General features: G+C 70.8%; 21 protein-coding genes and 3 tRNA genes. 13 read left to right on the top strand and 11 right to left on the bottom strand.

All coding sequences use genetic code 11. The annotated features are described in order from the left end of the window. Window positions 1–49: 49 nt before the first annotated feature. Window positions 50–1,681, top strand: coding sequence for an ABC-F family ATP-binding cassette domain-containing protein (locus APR04_RS10735; protein ID WP_253869986.1), 1,632 nt, complete (start codon window positions 50–52; stop codon window positions 1,679–1,681). Window positions 1,682–1,688: 7 nt separating this feature from the next. Here the strand turns inward: APR04_RS10735 and APR04_RS10740 are convergent, their stop codons facing one another. After that, on the bottom strand, window positions 1,689–2,261 hold the full coding sequence (locus APR04_RS10740; RefSeq protein WP_253869989.1) for an NUDIX hydrolase family protein: 573 nt from the start codon (window positions 2,259–2,261) through the stop codon (window positions 1,689–1,691). 114 nt (window positions 2,262–2,375) lie between these two features. Between APR04_RS10740 and trxA the strand changes: the two genes are divergently transcribed. After that, complete coding sequence (trxA, locus tag APR04_RS10745) at window positions 2,376–2,738, top strand: thioredoxin (protein ID WP_253869992.1); 363 nt, start codon at window positions 2,376–2,378, stop codon at window positions 2,736–2,738. Window positions 2,739–2,900: 162 nt separating this feature from the next. Here the strand turns inward: trxA and APR04_RS10750 are convergent, their stop codons facing one another. The 4 genes from APR04_RS10750 to bcp all read right to left on the bottom strand — a co-directional run bounded on the left by APR04_RS10750 (window position 2,901) and on the right by bcp (window position 5,891). Continuing rightward, on the bottom strand, window positions 2,901–3,911 hold the full coding sequence (locus tag APR04_RS10750; RefSeq protein ID WP_253869995.1) for a hypothetical protein: 1,011 nt from the start codon (window positions 3,909–3,911) through the stop codon (window positions 2,901–2,903). 145 nt (window positions 3,912–4,056) lie between these two features. Continuing rightward, window positions 4,057–4,138 (bottom strand) — tRNA-Leu (locus tag APR04_RS10755). Window positions 4,139–4,169: 31 nt separating this feature from the next. Then, entirely contained in the window at window positions 4,170–5,381 is a 1,212-nt protein-coding gene (locus tag APR04_RS10760) for an acyl-CoA dehydrogenase family protein (protein ID WP_253869998.1), read from the bottom strand. A 30-nt stretch (window positions 5,382–5,411) separates the two neighbouring features. Beyond that, window positions 5,412–5,891, bottom strand: a complete 480-nt coding sequence (bcp, locus tag APR04_RS10765) for a thioredoxin-dependent thiol peroxidase (protein WP_253870000.1) — start codon at window positions 5,889–5,891, stop codon at window positions 5,412–5,414. Window positions 5,892–6,081: 190 nt separating this feature from the next. On the opposite strand from bcp, the gene APR04_RS10770 reads away from it, so the two are divergent. The 5 genes from APR04_RS10770 (at window position 6,082) to APR04_RS10790 (ending at window position 12,098) form a co-directional block, all read left to right on the top strand. Further along, complete coding sequence (locus tag APR04_RS10770) at window positions 6,082–6,378, top strand: GroES family chaperonin (RefSeq protein ID WP_253870496.1); 297 nt, start codon at window positions 6,082–6,084, stop codon at window positions 6,376–6,378. A gap of 102 nt (window positions 6,379–6,480) precedes the next feature. After that, window positions 6,481–6,556: transfer RNA gene (locus APR04_RS10775), tRNA-Lys, on the top strand. A 107-nt stretch (window positions 6,557–6,663) separates the two neighbouring features. After that, a tRNA-Lys gene (locus APR04_RS10780) sits at window positions 6,664–6,736 on the top strand. 574 nt (window positions 6,737–7,310) lie between these two features. Then, complete coding sequence (locus APR04_RS10785) at window positions 7,311–10,829, top strand: metallophosphoesterase (protein ID WP_253870002.1); 3,519 nt, start codon at window positions 7,311–7,313, stop codon at window positions 10,827–10,829. Window positions 10,830–10,859: 30 nt separating this feature from the next. Beyond that, complete coding sequence (locus APR04_RS10790) at window positions 10,860–12,098, top strand: HupE/UreJ family protein (protein WP_253870004.1); 1,239 nt, start codon at window positions 10,860–10,862, stop codon at window positions 12,096–12,098. An 85-nt stretch (window positions 12,099–12,183) separates the two neighbouring features. Here the strand turns inward: APR04_RS10790 and APR04_RS10795 are convergent, their stop codons facing one another. Then, a complete protein-coding gene (locus tag APR04_RS10795; protein ID WP_253870006.1) occupies window positions 12,184–13,185 on the bottom strand; it encodes an alpha/beta fold hydrolase in 1,002 nt (333 codons plus the stop codon). 87 nt (window positions 13,186–13,272) lie between these two features. On the opposite strand from APR04_RS10795, the gene APR04_RS10800 reads away from it, so the two are divergent. Continuing rightward, window positions 13,273–13,842 carry a TetR/AcrR family transcriptional regulator gene (locus APR04_RS10800; RefSeq protein WP_253870008.1) on the top strand — a complete coding sequence of 190 codons (570 nt, stop codon included), beginning with the start codon at window positions 13,273–13,275 and terminating at the stop codon, window positions 13,840–13,842. Between the two features lie 24 nt (window positions 13,843–13,866). Here the strand turns inward: APR04_RS10800 and APR04_RS10805 are convergent, their stop codons facing one another. From APR04_RS10805 to APR04_RS10815, 3 genes are read right to left on the bottom strand one after another with little or no spacing between them, the layout of a single operon-like run. After that, complete coding sequence (locus tag APR04_RS10805; RefSeq protein WP_253870011.1) at window positions 13,867–14,151, bottom strand: hypothetical protein; 285 nt, start codon at window positions 14,149–14,151, stop codon at window positions 13,867–13,869. Between the two features lie 11 nt (window positions 14,152–14,162). Then, on the bottom strand, window positions 14,163–14,588 hold the full coding sequence (locus APR04_RS10810; protein ID WP_253870013.1) for a type II toxin-antitoxin system VapC family toxin: 426 nt from the start codon (window positions 14,586–14,588) through the stop codon (window positions 14,163–14,165). Between the two features lie 5 nt (window positions 14,589–14,593). Continuing rightward, window positions 14,594–14,902 carry a ribbon-helix-helix domain-containing protein gene (locus APR04_RS10815; RefSeq protein WP_253870016.1) on the bottom strand — a complete coding sequence of 103 codons (309 nt, stop codon included), beginning with the start codon at window positions 14,900–14,902 and terminating at the stop codon, window positions 14,594–14,596. Window positions 14,903–15,034: 132 nt separating this feature from the next. Here APR04_RS10815 and trmB point away from each other — a divergent pair, with 132 nt between their 5' ends. From trmB to APR04_RS10830, 3 genes are all read left to right on the top strand, one after another. Continuing rightward, complete coding sequence (gene trmB / locus APR04_RS10820; protein WP_253870019.1) at window positions 15,035–15,814, top strand: tRNA (guanosine(46)-N7)-methyltransferase TrmB; 780 nt, start codon at window positions 15,035–15,037, stop codon at window positions 15,812–15,814. Window positions 15,815–16,005: 191 nt separating this feature from the next. After that, entirely contained in the window at window positions 16,006–16,344 is a 339-nt protein-coding gene (locus APR04_RS10825) for a DUF485 domain-containing protein (RefSeq protein ID WP_253870021.1), read from the top strand. An 11-nt stretch (window positions 16,345–16,355) separates the two neighbouring features. Further along, window positions 16,356–17,987: a monocarboxylic acid transporter gene (locus tag APR04_RS10830; RefSeq protein WP_253870497.1), complete on the top strand. Its 1,632-nt coding sequence runs from the start codon at window positions 16,356–16,358 to the stop codon at window positions 17,985–17,987. A 68-nt stretch (window positions 17,988–18,055) separates the two neighbouring features. On the opposite strand, the gene APR04_RS10835 is transcribed toward APR04_RS10830, so the two are convergent. Beyond that, window positions 18,056–20,380, bottom strand: coding sequence for an FdhF/YdeP family oxidoreductase (locus APR04_RS10835; RefSeq protein WP_372496091.1), 2,325 nt, complete (start codon window positions 20,378–20,380; stop codon window positions 18,056–18,058). A 219-nt stretch (window positions 20,381–20,599) separates the two neighbouring features. Between APR04_RS10835 and fdhD the strand changes: the two genes are divergently transcribed. Both fdhD and APR04_RS31000 read left to right on the top strand, forming a co-directional pair. Then, the gene (gene fdhD, locus APR04_RS10840) at window positions 20,600–21,490 is read left to right on the top strand and encodes a formate dehydrogenase accessory sulfurtransferase FdhD (protein ID WP_253870023.1); all 891 of its coding nucleotides are present in this window, start codon (window positions 20,600–20,602) and stop codon (window positions 21,488–21,490) included. 226 nt (window positions 21,491–21,716) lie between these two features. Next, window positions 21,717–22,703 (top strand): helix-turn-helix domain-containing protein, encoded by a 987-nt coding sequence (locus tag APR04_RS31000; protein WP_253870025.1) that lies wholly within the window; start codon window positions 21,717–21,719, stop codon window positions 22,701–22,703. Between the two features lie 92 nt (window positions 22,704–22,795). Here the strand turns inward: APR04_RS31000 and APR04_RS10850 are convergent, their stop codons facing one another. Beyond that, entirely contained in the window at window positions 22,796–23,350 is a 555-nt protein-coding gene (locus tag APR04_RS10850; protein WP_253870027.1) for a hypothetical protein, read from the bottom strand. Window positions 23,351–23,376: the final 26 nt, after the last annotated feature.

The raw sequence follows: 23,376 nt of genomic DNA on the forward strand, positions 1-23,376 counted from the left end.
ACCGTCTTTCCTCGACCGCTCAGCCCTGAACGGCCCGTAGGCTTGGCGGATGCACCTCGTCGCCCAGGAACTGGCCTTCGCGTACCCGGGGCGGGACGTGCTGGCAGGCGTGAGCGTCACCGTGAACGACGGCACGCGGCTCGGCGTCGTGGGGGAGAACGGGTCCGGCAAGTCCACCTTCCTGCACCTCCTCTCGGGCGACCTGCAGCCGCGGTCGGGCGCGGTACGCAGGCAGGGCACCGTCGCCCTCGTCGAGCAGGAGCTGCACCCGACGCCGGGCCAGACCGTCGGCGACGTCGTCGCGGCGACCCTCGACGGTCTGCGGACGGCGGCCGCCGAGCTGGAGGCCGCTGCCGCCGCGTTCGACCACGGGTCGGGCGACCTCGCGGTGCTGGAGCGCACCCTCTCGCTCGCCGAGCACCTCGCGGTCTGGGACGCCGACCGGCGGGTCGAGATGGCGCTCACCCGGCTCGGCGCGCCGCGCGACCCCGCCCGGCGGCTCGACCAGCTCAGCGTGGGGGAGCGGTTCCGGGTCCGCCTCGCGTGCCGCCTGGCGGAGCGGTCGGACCTGCTCCTGCTCGACGAGCCCACCAACCACCTGGACGACTCCGCCATCGAGTTCCTCACGGGTGAGCTCGTCGCGTGGCGGGGCGGCGTCGTGCTCGTCACCCACGACCGCGAGCTGCTGGACGACGTCGCCACCGCGATCCTGGACCTCGATCCCTCCTGGGACGGCAAGCCCGTGCTGTACGGACAGCCGGGCTACCTGGCCTACCGGTTCGCGAAGAACCAGACGCTGCACCGCTGGCGGCAGCGCTACCGGGCCGAGCGCAAGCGGGCCGCCGCGCTCGCCGAGCGGCTGGACGAGTCGTACGAGGGGCTGTCCGACGAGTGGCGCCCCGAGAAGGGCTCGCAGAAACATCGCCGTGCCACCCACGCCCGTATCCACGTCAAGGCTGCCGACCGGCTCGTCCAGAAGCTCGAGGCGGAGGCCATCGAGGTGCCGGTGCCGCCGGTGGAGCTCGGGTTCCCGGACCTGCCGGCGATGTCTCCGGGCTGGGACCCCAGCAACCCGGTCGTGGAGGTCCGCTCGCCACGAGTCGGGGACGACGGCGGCGCCCGCGTGGATCTCGCGGGCACGCGGATAGCGATCCCGCCGTCGGGCAGGCTGCTCATCGTGGGGCCGAACGGTACGGGCAAGTCGACGCTGCTCGGGGCGCTGGCCGGCACCCTTGAGCTGGACCGGGGGAGCCGGTCGCTCGCGCCGGGCGCCCGGATCGGCGTCGTGGGGCAGGAGAGCCTGCCCATCACCGGCAAGGCGCGCCTGCGGACGGGTTTCGAGACGTACGCCGACGAGGCGCTCCGGCTGCTCGCCTCCGGCGAGCTGGACCCGGACCACGTGGTGCCCGTCGCGGGTCTCGGCCTGCTCAGCGAGGAGGACCTGGACCGGCCGCTCGCCGAGCTGTCCGCTGGGCAGCGGCGCCGGTTCGAGCTGGCCCGCGCGCTGCTGCACGCACCGCACCTGCTGCTCCTGGACGAGCCGACGAACCACCTGTCGATCGACCTCGTCGACGAGCTGACCCGTGCCCTGCAGGTCACGCCGTGCGCCGTGGTGGTGGCCACCCACGACCGCCGCATGCGGTCGGACCTGGAGGACTGGCCGGTGCTGGACCTGACGTGATCGAGGGCTAAGGAAGTCGGCCCACGTGCCCCATCGCCTGCTTGATCAGCATGCCCTGGCCGTTCATCATCTCGGCCTGCACGTCGTCGGCGCACGCCTCCTCCGGCGTCAGCCAGGCGAGGTCCAGGGCATTCTGCTGCGGGCGGCAGTCGCCCGTGACGGGAACGACGTACGCGAGGGAGACCGCGTGCTGGCGCGGATCGTGGAACGGCGTGATGCCCGGTGTCGGGAAGTACTCGGCAACTGTGAACGGCTGTGGGGACGGCGGGACCTGCGGCAGCGCGACCGGGCCGAGGTCCTTCTCGATGTGGCGCAGCAGCGCGTCCCGGATCCGCTCGTGGTACATGACGCGCCCCGAGACGAGGGCGCGCGTCATCGTGCCCTGGGTGTTCGCCCGCAGGAGCAGTCCGACGGCGACCACGTCGCCCGAGTCGTCGACCCGGACCGGGACGGCGTCGACGTACACGAGCGGAAGCTGTGCCCGTACGACCGCGAGGTCCTCGTCGGTCAGCCATCCCGAGACCTGGGAGGGATCGCGGTAGAAGTCGTCGTCGGATGGGTAGTCGGCAGTGTCCGTCACGGGGTCCGTTCTACCAGGTCGTGCCGAGCGGTGCCGCACCCCGCGCCGCGCGTGGAATAGCCGAGGGCGCCGCTGTGCTGCACAAGGGAGACGTCCAACGAGAGGAAACGCGACATGGCCACCGTCGACATTACCGACGCCACGTTCGAGAAGACCGTCAGCGACAGCGAGATAGTCCTCGTCGACTTCTGGGCCACCTGGTGCCCGCCGTGCAAGATGTTTGGTCCCGTCTTCGAGGCGTCCTCGGACAAGAACACCGACATCGTGCACGCCAAGGTCGACACGGACGCCAACCCGGGCATCTCCTCGGCCGCGCAGGTCACGTCGATCCCCACGCTCATGGCTTTCCGTGACGGCGTGCTGGTCTTCCGCCAGGCAGGCGCACTGCCCGCCAAGGGCCTCGCCGAGGTCGTCGAGGCCGTGCGCGGTCTCGACATGGAGGTCGTGAAGAAGGACCTCGCAGCGCAGCAGAACTGACGCAGTCCGGGCCGGCACTGTCCCCGCTGACGCTGTCCCTGCAGGCACTGTCCCTGAGCGGGCCGCGGCGGCTCATCCGGTTCATGGGGTGAGCCGCCGCGGCGTCGTCCGCCCGAGTGAGGCACGCACCGCTGGGGCCGTGGGGCTGCACGGCGGAACCGCCTACCGTCGGATCGGGCGGAGCTCCGCCAGGAGGACTGCTCCCGCGACCGCTGTCGCCGTACCGGCGACGACCTGGACGAGGTCCACGAAGGGAACCACACCCGCCGTCGGCACGGACGCGGCGGGCCCTGCGAGCCTCGTGAGGAGCAGCACCAGCGAGTACGCCCCGCTCGACAGCGTGGCCCCGCCGCCGACCCAGGCGAGCACGACCGGCACCCAGGCGCGTTCTCGACCGGGTCGCCGCCGGACCAGCATGAGAAGACCCATGACCGCCCCGATCGCGAAGAGCGCCGACGTCGCATCGGCGAGCCGTTCGACCGCTCCGCGGCTCTCGACCAGCTGCGGTGTGAGCCCCCAGGTCGCGCCGAGACTCCAGAGCAGGCGCGATGCCGACACCACGGTGAGCAGAGCGACGATCCCCCAGGTGACTGGCAGGAGAGCCGGTCGAGACGGGCCGCTCGGACGGTCCGAGAGGCGTCCGGTGAGCTCGCGTCCCCAACGAGCGCGCGCATAGAGGACGAACGAGATGGTGATCCCGACTGCCTGCGCGCCGAAACCGAGATACACCAAGGGGCCGACCCACGGCGCGAGCGACCCGTCGCCCACGGACGATGGCTCCGTCGTGACGAATACCGCGACCACGGGCCCCGTGATGAGGAACGGTGCCAGCAGCCCCATCCCGATCCAGGTCGGAACGAGTACCAGCCATGCCGGTGCACGCAGACCCCAGCTGTGGGTGAAGGCGAGGATGATCGCGACCGCGAACAGCTCCATCGCCACCGTCACGAGGTTGCCGCCCTGAACCACCGCGGCGTCCAAGGGGGAGGTCTCGGCGATACCCACCGTCGAGCCGGAGATCCACATCAGCTTGAGGACCAGGTAGGGCAGGACCGCCGCTACGGCGAGATACCCGACGACGAATCTGGCTCGGCCGTCGCGTCGTGCTGTCGACGGTGAGCCCGCCCCACCACGGGGCGCCGTTGTGGAGGACGTCTTGGTTGGAGTGCTCATCTCTTGAGCCTCCACGTCCACCGTCGCCACTGCCTCACCCTCGCGGGTGAACCGGCCTGCCCCGTGCGGGTGAGCGTCACCCCGATCGGAAGCCGTCGATCCGCCGTGGCGGTGCCGTGTTCCGGCCGTGCCTGAATCTATGAGGTGCGCGAGGCGGGACTCGAACCCGCACGTCCGAAGACACCAGGACCTAAACCTGGCGCGGCTGCCAATTACGCCACTCGCGCGCGGCGGTCAGTCTACGGGTTTGCGGGCAGGTCAGCGGAATGCGGCGAGCCCCGTGATGTGCCGGCCCAGCACCAGCGTGTGCACCTCGTCCGTGCCCTCGTAGGTGCGCACGGACTCCAGGTTGTTCGCGTGCCGCATGGGCGAGTGGTCCAGCGTGACGCCGTTGCCGCCCAGTACGGTGCGAGCTTCCCGGCAGACCTCGATGGCGATGCGCGCGTTGTTCAGCTTGCCCGCAGAGATCATGTGCCCCTCCAGGCGCCCGGCGTCCTTGAGGCGGCCGAGGCGCAGCGCCATGAGCTGTGCCTTGGTGATCTCCAGCGCCATGTCGACGAGCTTGGCCTGCGTGAGCTGGAAGCCCGCGATCGGCGTGCCGAACTGCTCGCGCCCCTTGGCATAGGCCAGTGCTGACTCGAACGCGTCGCGCGCGGCGCCGACGGTGCCCCACACGATGCCGTACCGGGCCTCGTCCAGGCAGGTGAACGGGCCCGCCAGGCCGGGGTGCTCCGGCAGGAGGGCGTCGGCGGGCACGCGGACGCCGTCGAGCGTGAGGTCGCACTGCACGGACGCGCGCATCGACAGCTTCGGCTCGATCGGGACGGCCGTGAACCCCTGCGCCGACGTCGGCACGATGAACCCGCGCACCCGGTCGCGCACGCCGCCGCCGTCGGACGGCTCGGCGACCTTGGCCCAGATGATCGCGAGGTCCGCGAACGAGGCCATGCCGATCCACCGCTTGGCGCCGTCCAGGACCCACTCGCCGCCGGTGTCGCCGCCTTCGCTGCCCGGCTCGAACCGGGCCCGCGTGGTCATGCTCGCCGGGTCGGAGCCCGCGCCCGGCTCCGTGAGCCCGAAGCAGCCGACCAGCTCGCCCGTCGCCATGCGGGGGAGCCAGTGCTGCTTCTGGGCCTCGGAGCCGTGCTTGTGGATCGCCGTCATCGCGAGGGAGCCCTGCACCGACACGAAGGTGCGGATGCCTGAGTCGCCCGCCTCCAGCTCCTGCGCCGCCAGCCCGTACTCGACGGCGGACCGGCCGGCGCAGCCGTACCCGTCCAGGTGCATGCCGAGCAGGCCCAGCTCACCGAGCTCCGGGACCAGCTCCTGCGGGAAGTGGGCATCGGCGAACCAGCGGGCGATGTTCGGCCGGACACGGCGGTCCACGAGCTCGCGCACCCGGTCACGCGTGGCCAGCTCGGCGTCGCTCAGCTCCGCGTCGAGGTCGAGCAGGTCGGCGGGGGAACCCATCAGCTGTGCCTTTCTTGACCGAGTCGGAGGTCAGTCGAGCCCGAGGACCTTGCGGATGCGGGCCACGTGACCGGTCGCCTTGACGTTGTAGAAGGACTCGGCCACCGTCAGGTCCGGGTTCACCACGAACGTCGAGCGGATGACGCCCACGTACGTCTTGCCGTAGTTCTGCTTCTCGCCCCAGGCGCCGTACGCCTCCAGCGTCGTGTGGTCCTCGTCGGACGCGAGCGGGAAGGTCAGCGCCTCGGCGTCGGCGAACTTCGCCAGCTTCGTCACCTTGTCGGGCGAGATGCCGACGACGGCGTAGCCGGCGCCCTGCAGGGACGCCTCGGAGTCGCGGAAGTCGCAGGCCTCCTTGGTGCAGCCCGGCGTCGCGGCGGCCGGGTAGAAGTACACGATGACGCCCTTGTCGGCGCTGCTCGCCAGGTCGGCGAGGCGGACGGTGGCACCGTCGGCGGTGGGCAGGTTGAAGTCGGGAGCCTTGTCCCCGGATTCGAGACGAGTGGTCATGGCCGTAACGGTATCTGCCCGCGGGGCTCTCGTGTGCTGCCCCCGGGGCTCTCGTGCGCTGCCTGCAGGGCTCTCGTGCGCTGCCCGGCGGGCTCAGGTAATCCGGCCCGCCGAGTCGCGTAGCGTTGGTTCCGTGAGTACTCCTGCTGTTCCTGATTCCGCGACCAAGCCTGGCACCCTGCCGATCCGCATGCTGCACGATCGGCTCCTGGTCGAGCCCGAGACGGACTCGGCGGAGCGGCAGTCGACGGCCGGCCTGGTGATCCCGGCGACCGCCGTCGGGCCCAAGCGGCTCGCGTGGGCGACCGTCGTGGCCAAGGGTGAGCACGTGCGCCAGGTCGACGTCGGGGACCGCGTCCTCTACGACCCCGAGGAGCGCGCCGAGGTGGACCTGGCAGGCCGCGACTACGTGCTCCTGCGCGAGCGTGACGTGCACGGCGTCGCAGAACGGGACGAGGCCGACGGCTCGACCGGCCTGTACCTGTAGATCGGGCCCTGGCCGGTCGGGCTGTCGCGCAGTTCACAGGCCCGGCCTGCCCGTCCGGTTACCGGTGACGTTGCTGGTCCTGGTAGTGTTTCACTCCGTTGCGCGCCATTAGCTCAATTGGCAGAGCAGCTGACTCTTAATCAGCGGGTTCATGGTTCGAGTCCATGATGGCGCACCAGCACGGCGGTCCAGAGGCCCCCTCTCGGGGGTTTCTGGGACGGCTGCCGTGAGGCGGAGGTATTGGTGCGCCAGAGGGTCCAAGCCCTGGTAATCTTTCCGTCGCAGGCGCCATTAGCTCAATTGGCAGAGCAGCTGACTCTTAATCAGCGGGTTCATGGTTCGAGTCCATGATGGCGCACAACAACGGCGAAGGCCCCCACCGCGGTGGGGGCCTTCGCCGTTCCCGTGGGGTTGACCGCCGTCGCACACCTCCGGGCAACCGCAACTTGCGTGTCCGGGTGGCCGCTGTTCTGTGTCGAACCGCAATCTGAGCGTCCGGACAACCTCCTGTCGGCGCCGAACCGCAACCCAAACGTCCTGCCGCTGGTCCAACCGAAGGCTGCGGGTCAGTACGGGGCTCGATGCACGTCCAGCCTTCGGTTCGAGGCCGCCAGGACACTCAGCTTGCCGTTCGGCGCACTCGGGGGCCGGGATAGACGCGGGACTTGCGGTTCGGCGCCGACACCCAAACACCGACACGGAGAGCACGCCACCAGAGCCACCAGAGCCACCAGAGCCACCAGAGCCGATCCTCCCCGCTCGCCCGGACTTCACCCGCTCCGGCCAGTCCCCTGACCTGGCCATTCATCCAGGTACCGCACAGTTTGTCCGCAGGTTGCCAGATGCTTCTGTTCCGTTCATCAGCCCAGGTCAGGTTGACCCCCGGGCGTGTCCAGAGCCGCCCACCTTGACGGAACACAGGGAGGACGGCCATGCGGCCAGTCATCAGGAAACAGCGAGGTCGGCAGCAGGCCGGTCTCGTCGCAGCGGTCACGGCGGCCACGCTCGTCATGACGGGGTGGGTCGCGACGTCGTCGTCCGCCGCTCCCGGGAACGAGGACGCACCGGCCGAGGCCACGAGCAGCACGACGGCGAAGGCCCCGCACCAGCCGGAGGACCCTGCCTCGGGCGGCCCGATCCTCACGCCGGAGGACGGCGCGTTCCTCGAGGGGACCGCCGCGGTCGCGGCCGTGCCGGTCGCCCCGGGCGACGACGTCGAGAGCCTCACCGTCGACGGCACCGACGTGCCTGGCGCCACCGAGACGCTCGGCACCGCGGTCCTCGGCTACGACGTCGGCAGCAACTCCACCGAGGCGCGCTACCAGAACTACGTGTCGGTCAACGGTTCGGAGCCGATCCACCTGCCCGACGCCGCCGGCGAGCGCGTCGAGCTGGAGATCCCCAACGAGTACCTCGTGACGGGGGAGAACGTCGTCGAGGTGGTCGCGGGGACGTTCACGACGAGCTGCGGCGCGAACCACGACGACTTCGTGCTGTCCGACTTCACGCTGGAGCCGCTCGGCGAGATGGCCGACGGCGAGGAGAACGAGTACACCTACGCGTTCGGCGACGGTAGCTGCGGCACCAACACGACGCTGCTGCGCCGTGCCGAGCTGTCGTTCTTCCTGCAGGGCGACCCGCAGGACACGACAGGCCTCAGCGCCGACCTCGACACCACGACGCTGGCCAACGGCGAGCACACGATCGAGGCGCGCACCGCGTCGGGCGACGTCACGGCGCACACCGTCCGCGTGAACAACGCGCCGACCGGCGCGCCGCGCCTCACTCCGGTCGACGGCACCCTCACCAACGGCGCGGTCGTCGTCACGGGCGCCCGTCCGGCGGACGGCGACGGCGGCACGGCCGAGCTCACCGTCGACGGCGAGGCTGTCGAGACCACCGACACCCTTGGTTCGGGCGATGCGGCGTTCTCGTTCGACGTCGGCTCGAACTCCGTCGACGGGCGGGCCGCGAACCTGCTGGTCGTGAACGGGATCGAGACGCCGCTGGGTGGCTCGTACTCCAGCCGCCGCGTGGACGTCACGATCCCCAACGAGTGGCTGCGCCCCGGCGAGAACACCGTCCAGGTCGTCACGGGGACCTTCGCTGACGACTGCAACCGCGACGACTTCACCATCTCGGACCTCGCGCTGACGCCCGCAGCGGGCACCGCGTCCGGCGTCGGGCTCGAACCCACCTACAGGATGGGCGACGGCACCTGCGGCTCCAACACCTCGCTGCTGCGGGAGATCACGGCGACCTTCGAGGTCGACGCCGCCGCGCGCGGCCTGCGCGCCGACCTCGACACGGCCACGCTGCCCGACGGCGAGCACGAGCTCGCGGCGACCTCAACCACCGGCGAGACCGCCGTCCGCGCCCTGTTCACGGACAACACCGGCCCGGCGCTCGTGACGGCCACCCCGGCCGACGGCGACCGGCTCACCTCGAGCGTGCCGCTCGCGGTCTCGGTGGACGACGCCTCCGGCGTGGTGCAGGGCCCGGACATCACGCTCGACGGCGAGGAGATCACGGTCGGTGACCCGGTCGGGCCCGGCCTCTCCGCCGGCGGCCACACCCTGGCGGTCTCCGCGACCGACGGCCTCGGCAACCAGGTGACCCACGAGATCCCGTTCGTCAGCGCGGGCATCCCGGACGTGCCGGCCGACGTCGCACCGGCGTCGGGCGCCTCGGACGTGCGCCGGGCGGCGACGCTGAGCGCGAAGGTCGCCGAACCGGACGGCGGGAAGGTCACCACCACCTTCTCCAGCGCCGAGATCCTCACGCCGACCAGGGCCTGGCAGGGCGAGAGCGACGGCGTGCCGACAGACTTGCGGGTGCCCGGCCAGGAGAAGCTGAGCACCAGGGCGCTGGAGCCGGGCGACGGCAGGTCCGCGGACTCGCCGACGTCGAGCGACGTGACCTACCAGCGGTTCGACGTGCCGGTCCGCGGCAAGGTCGAGGCGCCGGTGCTGCGCTGGGAGGGCACCGCCGACCCGGCGCGCCTGGTCAGCCTGCGGGCCTGGAACCCGGACAACGGGGCCTGGGACGTCGTCGCCTCGGCGCGTGGCGCCGTCGACGGCGCCACGGTGCTCGAGGGCACCGTGACCCGGGACTACGTGGACCGGGGCAAGGTTCACGCCATGGTCACGGGCGAGGACCCCTTCGCGGACGACATCGACGCGGGGGACGGCGACCGGTTCGCGAACCCCGACGACTACGACTTCTCGATGGTCCACTACACGGACACGCAGTACCTGTCGGAGGGCGCCGTCGAGCAGGAGACCGCCGAGGAGCGGGCCGTGTGGGGCAAGGCCTACACGGGCGTCATGGACTGGATCGTCGACAACGCCGAGGAACGCAAGATCGCGTACGTGGCGCACACCGGCGACATCATCGAGAACAACATCCGGTCGCTCCCGCCGGAGCTCGAGGACCAGGTGGCGGGCGAGTTCGAGTTCGCGTCGGAGGCCCAGGGCCGGATCGACGCGGCGGGCATCCCGAACGGCGTGGTCGCGGGCAACCACGACAACCAGTCGGGTACCGACCCCGAGCTGTTCGACCAGCACTTCGGGCCGGGCCGTTACGAGGAGCTCGCCAAGGGCTGGGAGAACGCGACCTACGGCGGTTCCATGGAGCCGGGCTCGAACGAGAACCACTACGACCTGTTCTCGGCCGGCGGCCTTGACTTCGTGGTGGTGGGTCTGTCCTACGGCGTGACCAGGGACGAGGCCGAGTGGGCAGCGGAGATCTTCGACCGGTACTCCGACCGCAACGGCATCCTGCTCACGCACGACTACCTGGAGCCGTCATCGTCGCCCGACGGGCGTGGGGCGAACTTCGGCGGGTCGGACGGGCCGCTGCTGTACAACCTGCTCGTCAAGGACAACCCGAACGTGTTCATGGTGCTGGCCGGGCACCGGCACGGCGTGGGCACGAACGTGCGCCCGCCCGTGGTCGGCGACATCGGCGGCGGCGTGGTCGAGCTGCTCGCGGACTACCAGTTCTACACCGTGTCCGCTGACCAGCTGGGCCTGACGGAGATCGGCGGCTACAAGCCGACCGACCGGCTCCGGCTGGGTGCGTCGTTCTTCCGCATGCTGCAGTTCGACGTCGACCGCGGCGAGGTGTCCATCGACACCTACTCGCCGCTGCTGGGCGAGTTCGGCGCCACGGAGTACGACGAGGACCAGCGGTACAACGGGCTCGAGGACAACATGGTGCTGCCGGTCGACCTGACCTCCCGCACCACGACGCTGAGCACCGAGTCCGTGGTGCTGTACGACCCGGTGCACCAGATCGGCGAGGTCACGGTGAGCTCGGGTGAGGTCGCCTCGGTCCGGTGGGACCGGCTCAAGCCGGGCCGCACCTACGCCTGGTTCGTCACCGCCCGCACCGCGGGTGGCGGCAGTACGACGGCTCCGCCGGCGTACTTCACCACCGCGCGCCGCTAACGCCCACAACCAACACTGCATGGGAGAGACGTGAGACGGATCCTGGCGGGCCTCGTCACGGCTGTCGGCACCGCCGCTCTGCTGGCGTCGGTCGCGCCGCACGCCGCGGCGCACGACGCCACGAGCGACGTCTACGCGGAGGTGACCCCGACGGCGTCGGCCGGCGCCGCGCCCGACGACGGCGGGTCGGCGGCTGACGTCACAGCAGTGCTCGACCTCGAGTACGACCTGCTGATGAAGTCCGCGTGGCTGCGCTCCGAGGCGTACGAGGCGACGGACCGGGACGACCAGCTCGCGCAGCTCGACCAGCACGAGCGGGCCGTCGACGGGTACGTCACCGACCGGTTCGCCGTCACGTACGACGGCGAGCCGTGCGCCCCGGCGCTGTTCGCCGCCGACGTCGTGGAGCGCGGCGAGCGTCCCTACGCGTCCCTGACCTACTCCTTCGCGTGCGACGGCGAGCCGGAGGGGGTGCACGAGGTATCCAGCGCCCTGTTCCCGGACGCCGAGTCGTTCGTGCACTCCACCGAGACGATCGTCCGGTACACGCTCGACGAGGAGGACGGCTCCGCGGTACTCACCGCGGCGTCGCCGACCCTGACCACGGGGGAGAACCGCTTGCTCAAGCAGGTGGGCGAGTTCTTCGTGCTGGGGGGCGAGCACCTGCTCTTCGGGCTGGACCACGTGCTGTTCCTGCTGGCGCTGCTGATCGGCGCTCGCAGGCTGCGCGACATCGTCTGGACCGCTACCGCGTTCACCGTCGCGCACTCGGTGACGTTCCTGCTCGCGGCCCTCGGCGTGGTCTCGGTGCCCGCGATGGTGGTCGAACCGGTGATCGCGGCGTCCATCGCGGTGGTAGCGGCCGTGGACCTCTACCTGATCTGGCGCGGGCCCGGCGGTGCGCCGCCGGGCACGGTGCGCGACGGCCTGCGCTGGCGGGCCGACGCCGGGGCACGCGGTGCGCTGACGGCCTGGGAGCGGTGGCGGCTGCCCGTCGTGTTCGCCTTCGGGCTGGTGCACGGCGTGGGGTTCGCGGGGGCGCTCGGTATCGATGCGGCGTGGTCGTGGACCCTGCTGTGGTCGCTGCTGTCGTTCAACGTGGGCATCGAGGCGGTGCAGCTCGGGATCATCGCCGTGGTGTTCCCGCTCCTGGTGCTGCTCCGCGTGCGCGCCCCGCGGACCGCCCGGTGGGTGCTCGGGGCGGCGACCGCAGGGATCGTCGCGGTGGCGCTCTACTGGGTGGTGGAGCGGCTCGCGGGAACGGGGTGACAAGAGCACACCGCCGAACGTAGGAGTAGTCGCCTCATGAGCAGCTATGCGGCGACTACTCCTACGTTCGGTGGGCGGTGTGGCCTCAGGGGTGCGCCGACCAGAACTTCTCCAGCTCGGCGTCCAGAGGCCGGGCGACCTGCATGGGTAGCGAGTGCGTGGTGTCGGGCCAGATCTTGACCTGGGCGTCCGGGATCAGCCTCGCCTTCTCCGCCGCACTCTCGCCGCCGGCCAGCGACGAGTCGCTCGCGATCGCCACGTAGACCGGCATCGGCAGGTCCTTCAGCTCAGCGTCGGTCAGCGGGCTCGGACTGGGCAGGCCAGACGAGACGTAGCTCTCGGCGCCGAGGTTGATCATCCGGGCCAGCGGGTCGTCCGGGTCGACCTCCGCGTCCTCGACGCCGCCGATCTTGTTCAGACCTGCCTCCCGCCACGCTTCCGGGAGGAAAGGCAACGAGACCGGGATGCTCGCGAGCACCACCGACAAGGGCAGCGTGCCGAGGGTCAGGATCGGCTCGATCAGGGTGAGGCTGGCCAGCCGGTCCGGGTGCCGCACCGCGACGACGGCGGCCAGCCCGCCGCCCTGCGAGTGGCCCACCAGGTGGGCGCGCTCGATGTTCAGGCCCTCCATGGCCTCGTCGACCCACTGTGCCGAGTCCCCGAGGTCGCGCATCGGGACCGTCTGCTCGGACATACCCGTGTCGCCGATGGTGTCGAAGGCGTAGACCGTGCGGTGCTCCAGGTAGTGCGGGAGGTTGTCGGCCCACATCGGGGCGGCGGCCGACCGGCCGGGCAGCAGGACGACGGGGGCGGCGTCGGCCTGCTCCTCGGCGACCCAGACGTAGGCGCGGACGGTGCCGAAGCTGGTCTCGACGTCGTGCGTCTCCGTGGGCTCGGGCAGGTGGTCGAGCGCCTCGGCGTACGCGTCCTCGTAGGCCTGGCGCGCCTCCGGGCTGCGGAAGTGGCCGACGCCGGGGCCGCTGGTCGCGAGGAGCAGCACCAGGCCGCTCGTGGAGATCGCCGCGACGGCAGTGACCAGGACGACCGGCCACCGGCGTCGCTTCGGTCCGGGGTGGTTCGTGCGCATCGGAGGGTCCTCTCAGGGCAGCGGGCGTTTTGCAATACGATCGCATCGTAACAGGTTGCGATGCAGCTGTATTGCTACGCTGTGCGCATGCCGAGAATCGTCGACCACGAAGAGCGCCGCCAGCAGATCGTCTTCGCGCTGTGGCTGGTGATCGCAGAGCAGGGGATCGAGGGCGTCAGCCTGCGCCACGTGGCCGCGGAGGCCGGCGTCTCGATGGGCCGGATCCAGCACTACTTCGGCACCAAGGAGGCCCTCGTCCTTGCGGGCTGCACCGCGCTCGTCGACAGCGCGTACGGCGGGTACCTGGAGACCGCCGACGCCGCGCCGCGCGACCGGCTGCTGCACGTCGTGAGCCAGCAGATCCCCCGGGACGACGGCGGCCGCGTGGGCGTCAGCGTCTGGTACGCCTACGTGGCGAAGTCGATCAACCACACCGCCGTCCGCCAGGTGCTGGCCGAGGCACGGCGGGGCGCCGAGGAGGAGTGCGTGCGGCTGATCCGCGCCGACCGAGGTGCGGGCGCTGAGGATCCGGCGGCCCTGGACCGGGCCCGCCGTCTGCTCGCGCTGGCTGACGGACTGACCCTGCGGGTGCTGGTCAGGGACCTCGAGCCGGACGAAGCCGTGGCCATGCTCGAAGCCGAGGTCGACCGGATCTGACTGCCGACCGGATCTGACGGCGGCTCAGCCGGAGTGGTCGCTGTCGCCCAGCACACCGCCGAACAGCCTCTCGGTGTTCCGTGCGACTTCGACGTCTCGATCCATCCGGTTCGCCGCGCTGAACGGCTCGCCGGGTCGGGCCCAGGTGTCGCCGCTCACCCCGCGCCGGATCCACTCGAGGACGAGTCGCGGGCCGTCGACGCCGCGCCTGTGCACCGTCGCGGTGAGCCGCGCGAGGTCGGCGTCGGACAGCTCGACGACGATCCGGCGGCCGTCGAGCTCGACACGCGAGCAGGAGTGGTCGGTCATGGCTTCTCCGCTCAGACGTCGTCGGGGAGGACGCGGAACGCTCTGTCCTCGGTGAGCGGGCGGATGCTGCGGAAGCTCCGACGGTCGAGGGTGAGGATCGCGGTCGTGCAGTAGTCCCGGGCGGTGACCGCGATGACGGCATCCGTGAGGTCAAGGTGGAGATCGTCGTACTGGACCTGCACGCCGCGCGCCGCGCGCAGGCTCTCGGCGGCGAGCTGGGTGATGATGAATCGGCCCGACGTGGTCTGGCGGACGATCACGTCCATGAGCGTGCCGGCGACCTGGCGGCCGAATCGTCCCGTGACGAGATGGTCGAGCTCGGCAAGGACGACCGGCGGAACGAGAACGGCGCTCGCGCGGTCGATGACGCTGCGGGCGTCGGAATGTTCGGGCGCGTCGGTGTCGATCGAGGCGATGATCCCTGAGGTGTCTGCCACGACGATCATTCGGCGCTGGGCTCCGAGCCCATCGACCTGAGGGCCTCGTCCGTCCGGGAGGCGAAGGTCGGATCGCCGCTCGAGGCGATCGGGAGACCGACTGGCTCGTCCCACACGCGGTGGCGGAGAAGCGCCTGCTGCACACCCTCGCGAATGATCTCGGCCTCGCTGACGCCGCGGCGAGCGGCGGCGATCTTGAGGTCGCGCAGGTCGTTCTCGTCGAGATAGACCGTGGTCCGCTTGAGAGCCATCTGCATATGGTACGACTGCCATACGTCGACGGGCAGGTCGACAGGTGGTGCGATGGCGCGCATGTTCAGCTCCTCGGTTCGCTGGGGGTCCGGCGTCTGCCCCCAGCCTGCCGCGCGCTCCCCGCGGCGTGCGCGGCGAGCCGCGAATCCTTGCGGATACGCAATGCTCGGCCCGCACCTCGTACGCTCCTCGGTGTGAGCCAGCCAGTTCCTCCCCGACCCGACGCCGCCGACCGTCCCGAGCTCTCGGGGTTCCGGACCAAGCCGGTCTCCTTCGTGCGCCGGTCCGGCAGGCTCACGGACAAGCAGAAGCGGATGTGGACCGAGCTCCACTCCACGTACCTCGTGGACGTGCCGCGGGCGATCGCGCGCACCTCCGTCGACCCGGAGTTCGTGCTCGACACGGAAGCCCTGTTCGGTCGCAGGGCGCCACTGGTCGTGGAGATCGGCTCGGGCCTCGGCGACGCCGTCGTCGACGCCGCTACCACCGACCCCGAGCGCGACTACCTCGCCGTCGAGGTCTACCAGCCCGGGCTCGCGCACACGATCGCGCGCGCCGAGCGAGCCGGGGCGGCCCTCGGCCAGGACGGGCTGCCCAACCTGCGACTCGTGCAGGCCAACGCGGCCGAGCTGCTGGCGACCACGATTGCGGCCGGGACCGTGGACGAGCTCTGGGTCTTCTTCCCTGACCCCTGGCACAAGGCGCGCCACCACAAGCGCCGCCTCGTCACCGGGGAGTTCGCGGCGCTCGCGGCCCATGTGCTGCGGCCGGGCGGGACGCTGCGGCTCGCGACCGACTGGGCCGAGTACGCCGAGCAGATGATCGAGGTCCTGGACGCGGACGAGCGCCTCGGCAACGCGCACGGCTCCGGGAACCAGGCACCGCGGTTCGAGCGGCGGGTCCTGACGGGGTTCGAGCGCAAGGCGCACCTGGCGGGTCGTGCGATCGCGGACCTGACGTACCTCCGCCGCTGACGCTCGCTGACCGGTCCTGCCGGCCCGTCCCAGCCAGAGGGGCGGGTGAAATGTAACGACTTGGTCAAGTCGGAAAATCGTCGAGGATCTGATTGCCTCGAGTATGTGAAATAAGGAACATTGGGCGCGGTGCGAAGGGCGCACCGGGTCGCGGGCCAGTGCGCGTGTCCCCATGAGCCAATGGAGGCGTCATGAGTGACGTACCGGCCCCAGGGCCTGTCGAAACCGATTACCAACGTGTCGAGCGATCGGAAGAGTTCCAGAGCCTCCGCAAGGCTTTCCGGAACTTCGTCTTCCCGATGACCGCGCTGTTCCTCGTGTGGTATCTGCTCTACGCGGTCCTGAGCACCTACGCGCACGAGTTCATGAGCATCCGGGTCGGCGGGACCTTCACGGTCGGCCTGATCTTCGGGCTGCTGCAGTTCGTGTCCACGTTCGTGATCACGACGCTGTACGCGCGGTGGGCGAACAACAAGTTCGACGCCCGGGCACGGGCCATGCGCGAAGAGATCGAGGAGGGTCAGCTGTGAACACGATCGCCATGGCCGCTGAGGCAACGAACGTCGGCAACATCTGGATCAACATCGGCATCTTCGGTGCGTTCGTGCTGGTCACGCTCGTCGTCGTCTTCCGGGTGTCCCGACAGAACAAGAGCGCGGCGGACTTCTACGCAGGTGGCCGCAACTTCACCGGCACGCAGAACGGCACGGCGATCGCGGGCGACTACCTGTCCGCCGCGAGCTTCCTCGGCATCGCGGGTGCCATCGCCATCAACGGGTACGACGGCTTCCTGTACTCGATCGGCTTCCTCGTGGCCTGGCTCGTGGCGCTGCTGCTGGTCGCCGAGCTGCTGCGCAACACCGGCAAGTTCACGATGGCCGACGTGCTGTCGTTCCGGCTGAAGCAGCGCCCGATCCGCCTGGCCGCCGCGATCTCGACGCTCGCCGTGGTCTTCTTCTACCTGCTGGCCCAGATGGCCGGCGCGGGCGGTCTCGTCGCGCTCCTCCTCGGCGTCACCGATCCGGTCGGCCAGGGCGTCGTCATCGCGGTGGTCGGCGCGCTCATGATCCTGTACGTGCTGGTGGGCGGCATGAAGGGCACCACGTGGGTGCAGATCATCAAGGCGACGCTGCTCATCGCAGGCGCTGCTGTCATGACGGTGTGGGTGCTCGCCAGCTTCGGCTTCAGCATCACCGCAGTGATGCAGGAGGCCGTGAGCGTGGCAGGCGAGGGCGGTGAGGCCCTCCTCGAGCCGGGCAAGAAGTACGGCGTCTCGGGTATCACGCAGCTCGACTTCCTGTCCCTCGCGCTGGCCCTGGTGCTCGGCACCGCGGGCCTCCCGCACGTGCTGATGCGCTTCTACACGGTGCCGTCGGCGAAGGAAGCCCGGAAGTCGGTCGTCGTCGCGATCTGGCTGATCGGCATCTTCTACCTGTTCACCCTGGTGCTCGGGTACGGCGCGGCGGCCCTCGTCGGGCCGGAGGCGATCCTCGCGGCGCCAGGCGGGGCCAACTCCGCCGCGCCACTGCTCGCGTTCGAGCTCGGTGGCGAGATCTTGCTCGGCATCATCGCGGCGGTCGCCTTCGCGACCATCCTCGCGGTGGTGGCCGGACTGACCATCACCGCGGCGGCCAGCTTCTCCCACGACATCTACGCCTCCATCATCAAGAAGGGGCAGGTGGCGCCGGACGGCGAGGTCAAGGTGGCCCGCTGGACGGTAGTGGTGATCGGCATCGTCGCGATCATCGGTGGAATCTTCGCCAACGGGCAGAACATCGCGTTCCTCGTGGCGCTGGCCTTCTGTGTGGCGGCGTCGGCGAACCTGCCGACGATCATCTACTCCCTGTTCTGGAAGCGGTTCAACACGTCCGGCGCGCTGTGGAGCATCTACGGCGGCCTGAGCTCGACGATCCTGCTGATCATCTTCTCGCCGGTCGTGTCGGGCAAGGTCGACCCGGCCACCGGAGCCAGCCTGTCGATGATCAAGGACCCCTCGATCGACTTCCACTGGTTCCCGCTCGACAACCCGGGCATCGTGACGATCCCGCTCGCGTTCGTGCTCGGCATCGTCGGCACGTACCTGAGCAAGGAGCGGTCGCACCCGGAGAAGTACGCCGAGATGGAGGTCCGTTCCCTCACGGGCGCAGGCGCGGAGAAGGCGACGGCCCACTGACCCCTCGTCGAGTGCTGGATATCTGCGGGATCATCTGACCTGTAGATACCCAGCACTCGACGCTGTTCTCAGCTGGCCGGTTCGAGGCGGATGACTATCGACTTCGAGGCCGGGGTGTTGCTGCCCTCGGCCGTGTGGTCCAGCGGCACCAGCACGTTCGCCTCCGGGAAGTACGCGGCGGCGCACCCGCGCGCCGTCGGGAACGCGATGACGCGAAACCCAGGAGCCCGGCGCTCCTCCGTGCTCCCGTCCCGTCCGGACCACTCGCTGACCAGGTCCACCGTGTCGCCGTCGGCGAACCCGAGGGCCGTCAGGTCCTCGGGGCGCACGAACACGACGCGCCGTCCGCCCTTCACCCCGCGGTACCGGTCGTCGAGGCCGTAGACGGTGGTGTTGAACTGGTCGTGGGAGCGGACCGTCTGGAGCAGCAGGCGACCCTCCGGCACCTGGACCACCTCGAGCTCGTTCACCGTGAAGTTGGCCTTGTCGGTCGCCGTCGGGAACAGGCGGGCATCGCGGGGCGGGTGCGGCAGCACGAACCCGCCGGGCTCGGCGACCCGCCGCTCGAAGTCGTCGAAGCCCGGGATCACGCGGGAGATCGAGTCGCGGATGCGCGAGTAGTCATCGGCGAACTCCTCCCACGGTGTGCCGTCCTGGGGCCCGAGCGCCCGGCGGGCCAGGTCGCAGAGAATGGCCGTCTCGCTGCGCAGGTGGTCCGACGCCGGGGCCAGCCGTCCCCGCGAGGTGTGCACCACGCTCATGGAGTCCTCGACCGTGACGACCTGCTCGCGCCCGCCCGTGCGGTCCCGCTCCGTGCGGCCCAGGCAGGGCAGGACCAGCGACCGCTTGCCCGGCAGCACGTGGGAGCGGTTGAGCTTGGTCGAGACGTGCACCGTGAGCGGGACCTCACGCAGCGCGGCCTCGGTGACGGCGCTGTCCGGCGTGGCGGCGGCGAAGTTGCCGCCGACGGCCATGAAGACCCGCAGCTGTCCGTCGCGCAGGGCCCGGACGGTGTCCACGACGTCGAGCCCGGGGGCGCGCGGCGGCTCGAAGCCGAACTCCGTGGCCAGCGCGTCGAGGAACGGCTCGGTGGGGCGCTCCCAGATGCCCATGGTGCGGTCGCCCTGTACGTTGCTGTGCCCGCGCACCGGGCAGGCGCCGGCGCCCGGGCGGCCGACGTTTCCCCGCAGCAGCAGGAAGCTCACGACCTCGCGGATGGTCGCCACCGCCTGCTTGTGCTGGGTGAGCCCCATCGCCCAGCAGACGATGACCTTCTCGGACGCGAGGACGTCGCCCACGAAGTCCTCGATCTCCGACCGCTCCAGGCCGGTCGCCGCGTCGACGTCGGCCCAGTCGAGGCTGCGCCACGCGGCCGCCGCCTCGGCGAACCCGGAGGTGTGCTCGGCGATGAACTCGTGGTCCAGGACGCCCTGGTGCCCGGCGGTGCGGGCGTCGTCGTCGGCCTCCAGGAGCAGGCGGTTGACCGCCTGGAAGAGCGCCAGGTCGCCGGCGAGGCGGACCTGGAGGAACCGGTCGGCGAGCTTGGTGCCCTGCCCGACCACGCCGCGCACCCGCTGCGGGTTCTTGAAGGTCTGCAGGCCGGCCTCGGGCAGCGGGTTGATCGCCACGATCCGCGCGCCGCGGTCCTTGGCCTCCTCGAGCGCGCTGAGCATGCGCGGGTGGTTGGTCCCGGGATTCTGCCCGACGACGACGATCAGGTCCGCGTGGTCGGTGATGTCCTCCAGGGACACGCTGCCCTTGCCGATGCCCAGCGTCTCGACCAGGGCGGTGCCGGACGACTCGTGGCACATGTTCGAGCAGTCCGGCAGGTTGTTCGTGCCGAGCTTGCGGGCGAGGAGCTGGTAGAGGAACGCCGCCTCGTTGCTCGTGCGCCCGGAGGTGTAGAACGCGGCCTGGTCCGGCGAGTCGAGGCCGCGCAGCTCGGTCGAGACCAGGTCGAGGGCCTCGTCCCAGGACACGGGCCGGTAGTGGTCGGAACCCTCCTCGCGCAGCATCGGCTCGGTGAGGCGGCCGGACTTGCCCAGCCGGTGGTCGGTCCAGGTCGCCAGCTCGGAGATCGGGTGCTCGGCGAAGAACGTCGCGTCCGCGCGCTTGCGGGTGGACTCCTCGGCGACGGCCTTGGCGCCGTTCTCGCAGAACTCCGCCAGGTGCGGCTTGCCGGGCTCCGGCCAGGCGCACCCGGGGCAGTCGAAGCCGCCGTGCTGGTTGAGCAGGGGGAGCGTGCGCAGGCCGCTCGCGACACCCGCCTCCCCGAAGACGTGGGCCAGGCCATGGACCACCCCGGGCACACCTGCAGCACTGCTCTTCGGTGGCCCGACGCGCAGGCTCTTCTCGGGGGCGTCGGTGCGGGCTTCGTCGCTCACGTCGGTCACGCTGCCGACCCTACGCCGGAAGTGTCCGTGTCGGGAGAGGGATGCTGGTCGGGGTGGTTTGGTGGTGGACTGCGTGCGGGCCGGGCTGTTCGGTGTCGTGCCGGATGGCCCTTTCGGTGGTGCCGGGAAGGGTGGGAACCGGAGGGCCGGGCGACCGGGGGCCAGGAAGTCGGGCCGAGGCAGTCTCGCATGTGGGGGGCGGAGTGCAAGACTGGCGGCATGGGAGTCGTCACTGACCGACGGCGCGTCGTCCGCGTCCGTGACCGCGCTCGCTCGGAGCGGCCGGACACGCTGGCCGTCGAGGAGCCACTGATGGTCCGGCTGGTCGGGCCCGGCGCGCGGGCCGCAGCGCCGCTGCCGCTCGGCAGGGTGGTACCGGTGGGCGGGGTGCCGGCGGACGGCGCCGCGCCTGAGGCGCAGTCCGCCGGGACCACGCTGACCGTGACGATGCGTACTCCCGGCGACGACTTCGACCTCGTGGCCGGCTGGCTGGTCTCGGAAGGTGCGGTGGCCGCGCCGGACGACATAGCGGCGATGCGCCTGTGCCCCGACGAGGACAACACCGTCGAGGTGGCGCTCGCGCGCGGCGTCGAGCCCCCGCGGCAGCGGGCCTTCGCGACGACCAGCGCGTGCGGGGTCTGCGGGTCGGACACCGCGGTGGAGGTGCGGGCCGCGCTGCGGTGGCCGGTCACGGGTGACCCGGTGACAGTCGGCGCCGAGGTGATCACGTCGCTGCCCGACCGGCTGCGCGAACGTCAGCGCGCCTTCGAGCGGACCGGCGGCCTGCATGCCGCAGGCCTGTTCACCGCCGACGGCGAACCGCTGTACGTCCGCGAGGACGTCGGCAGGCACAACGCCGTCGACAAGGTGGTCGGGGCGGCGCTGCGCGACGGCGCCCTGCCCGCCGCCGGGACGATCCTCCAGGTCAGCGGGCGAGCGTCGTTCGAGCTGGTGCAGAAGGCCGCGCGGGCCGGTATCCCGGTGCTCTCCGCCATCTCGGCGCCGTCTACCCTCGCGGTGGACCTCGCCGACGAGTGCGGACTGACCCTGCTCGGCTTCGTGCGCGGCGACTCGATGAACGTCTATTCGCGGGCGGACCGGGTGCTCTGACTCGGTCGAGGCGGGGCGCACCTGGCTGAGACGAGGGTGCGCGGGGCGGTCTCACGTGGCCCACGCACCTCGTTGGCCGAGCAGCTGCGCCCTCAGCGGAGCAGAGGTCGTGCGGCCCGGCGGTGAGTCGCGCGGCGACACGTACGAAACTCGCTGATCGAACCACTTCTTACGACAGGGGGCAGACACCTGCCTGCTCCAGAAGCCACGCATCGACGCTCGCTCAGTGAGGGAGACTATGCTCCGGTTCCACTTCACGTCCGACGATCTCGCACGGGTCCGGATCGCACCCGGAGCCGACCCGATGTGGGAGACGCTGCTCAGCGCCCACCTGGTCAACGAGCTCCGAGAGGTCCGGACGTTCGGGGTGTGGCGCTCGCGGGTCGTCGCCGACCTGCCCCGGCTTGCTCTGCCGTACCTGCACCTGACGCCTCCCCGCGGGTACTCGCCGGACTTCCTCACGCCGGCCGACGGGACGACCGACTTCGCCGATGGGCTGGACGGCGTCCTCTTCACGCACCGGGACCGGCTGCGGACCGACATCGACCGCCTCTGCGAGCAGAAGGACGTCTCGACGTGGGCGTCGGACCTCCGGGACGGCCTGGTCAAGGCGGTGGACGGGCTGGGTGCGACGATGTCCGCCTACCACGCCCACGCGATCGAGCCGTACTGGGCACGGATCCGTGCCGCGGTGGACGCCGACCTCATGGTCCGCGCTCGGGTGGTGGCGATGAGTGGTGTGGAAGGTGTGCTGTCGTCCCTGCACTCCACCGTGACCTGGGACGCACCGGTCCTGACGATCGACAACCCGACCGTGGATCGTGACGTCCACCTGACGGGACGCGGGCTGCGGCTGGTGCCCTCGTACTTCTGCTGGCGCAAGCCCATGACCTTCGCCGATCCGGAGCTCGAGCCGGTGCTCCTTTTCCCGATCGAGCACTGCGTGAGCCTGGTCGGCGCCCCGGGGGCCGACCAGCGGGCGCCGCTGGCCAGCCTGCTGGGCCGGACACGTGCGGCTGCGCTGCAGGCGCTGGTGCAGCCGGCGACGACGTCGGGGCTGGCCCGGCGGCTCGGAGCCTCCCTGGCCTCCGCGTCGGAGCACGCGACCGTGCTGCGCAGGGCCGGGCTGATCCGCTCCACACGGTGCGGGAACCAGACGTCTCACGAGCTCACCGCGTTGGGCCACGGGTTGCTGAGCGGTTCGCCGGCCTGACTGAGCTGGTACGAGAGAGCGCGTCGCGCCCCGCGCGCCCGCGACTGGGGGGCGGGGGCGCGGGGCGCGACGTCGGCAGGTGGGTCAGAGGGTCAGCAGTTGCGGACGAACCAGACCGGGCTCCAGCCGCCGAAGTCGCCCCGGTTCACGGAGCGGATCTCGTAGGCCGTCGACGCGGGCGCGACCTGGGTCGAGCCGTTCTGGCCGTAGAACCGGGCGACGGTCCCTCTGGTCTGGTTGTTGTTGAACCCGCCGTTGCCGATCCAGTTGGACAGGGCGTACTTGTGGCAGTTGTACAGGTGGAAGATCTTCCACTTGTCGTGGCTGGTGTCCCAGGCCCAGGCACAGAGCGTGGCGTACTCGCACGTGTACTCGCCGCCGGGGTTGGCGTACGAGACGGCCACGGTCGGGCTGATGGTCGGCACCGCCATGGCGCCGAAGTCACCGCCGGACCTGGCCTCGGCTGGTGCCGGAGGCAGGACGAATGTCCGGTCCTGCGTGGAGACGTCGGTGACGCGGGTGCCGTCCGGTGCGACTGAGCCCTGGCCGGCGTCGGATGCCTGCGCCACCTGGGAGCCGCCGACAACGAGGAGGAGCGCCGTCAGTAGTCCCGACAGCGTGGTGAATGTTCGCTTCTGGGTTGTCATCCCATCTTCCGTCCTGCCCCGTGCTC

The sequence above is a fragment of the Promicromonospora umidemergens genome (genome assembly GCF_024171995.1).
In the GTDB taxonomy this organism is placed as follows: domain Bacteria; phylum Actinomycetota; class Actinomycetes; order Actinomycetales; family Cellulomonadaceae; genus Promicromonospora; species Promicromonospora umidemergens.

What these genes read in the sequence shown, in the direction of transcription:
- APR04_RS10735 (WP_253869986.1), top strand. Translation starts at nt 50, where the DNA reads ATGCACCTCGTCGCCCAGGAACTGGCCTTCGCGTACCCGGGGCGGGAC.
- trxA (WP_253869992.1), top strand. Translation starts at nt 2,376, where the DNA reads ATGGCCACCGTCGACATTACCGACGCCACGTTCGAGAAGACCGTCAGC.
- APR04_RS10750 (WP_253869995.1), bottom strand. Translation starts at nt 3,911, where the DNA reads ATGAGCACTCCAACCAAGACGTCCTCCACAACGGCGCCCCGTGGTGGG.
- APR04_RS10760 (WP_253869998.1), bottom strand. Translation starts at nt 5,381, where the DNA reads ATGGGTTCCCCCGCCGACCTGCTCGACCTCGACGCGGAGCTGAGCGAC.
- bcp (WP_253870000.1), bottom strand. Translation starts at nt 5,891, where the DNA reads ATGACCACTCGTCTCGAATCCGGGGACAAGGCTCCCGACTTCAACCTG.
- APR04_RS10770 (WP_253870496.1), top strand. Translation starts at nt 6,082, where the DNA reads ATGCTGCACGATCGGCTCCTGGTCGAGCCCGAGACGGACTCGGCGGAG.
- APR04_RS10785 (WP_253870002.1), top strand. Translation starts at nt 7,311, where the DNA reads ATGCGGCCAGTCATCAGGAAACAGCGAGGTCGGCAGCAGGCCGGTCTC.
- APR04_RS10795 (WP_253870006.1), bottom strand. Translation starts at nt 13,185, where the DNA reads ATGCGCACGAACCACCCCGGACCGAAGCGACGCCGGTGGCCGGTCGTC.
- APR04_RS10800 (WP_253870008.1), top strand. Translation starts at nt 13,273, where the DNA reads ATGCCGAGAATCGTCGACCACGAAGAGCGCCGCCAGCAGATCGTCTTC.
- APR04_RS10805 (WP_253870011.1), bottom strand. Translation starts at nt 14,151, where the DNA reads ATGACCGACCACTCCTGCTCGCGTGTCGAGCTCGACGGCCGCCGGATC.
- APR04_RS10815 (WP_253870016.1), bottom strand. Translation starts at nt 14,902, where the DNA reads ATGCGCGCCATCGCACCACCTGTCGACCTGCCCGTCGACGTATGGCAG.
- APR04_RS10825 (WP_253870021.1), top strand. Translation starts at nt 16,006, where the DNA reads ATGAGTGACGTACCGGCCCCAGGGCCTGTCGAAACCGATTACCAACGT.
- APR04_RS10830 (WP_253870497.1), top strand. Translation starts at nt 16,356, where the DNA reads ATGGCCGCTGAGGCAACGAACGTCGGCAACATCTGGATCAACATCGGC.
- fdhD (WP_253870023.1), top strand. Translation starts at nt 20,600, where the DNA reads ATGGGAGTCGTCACTGACCGACGGCGCGTCGTCCGCGTCCGTGACCGC.
- APR04_RS10850 (WP_253870027.1), bottom strand. Translation starts at nt 23,350, where the DNA reads ATGACAACCCAGAAGCGAACATTCACCACGCTGTCGGGACTACTGACG.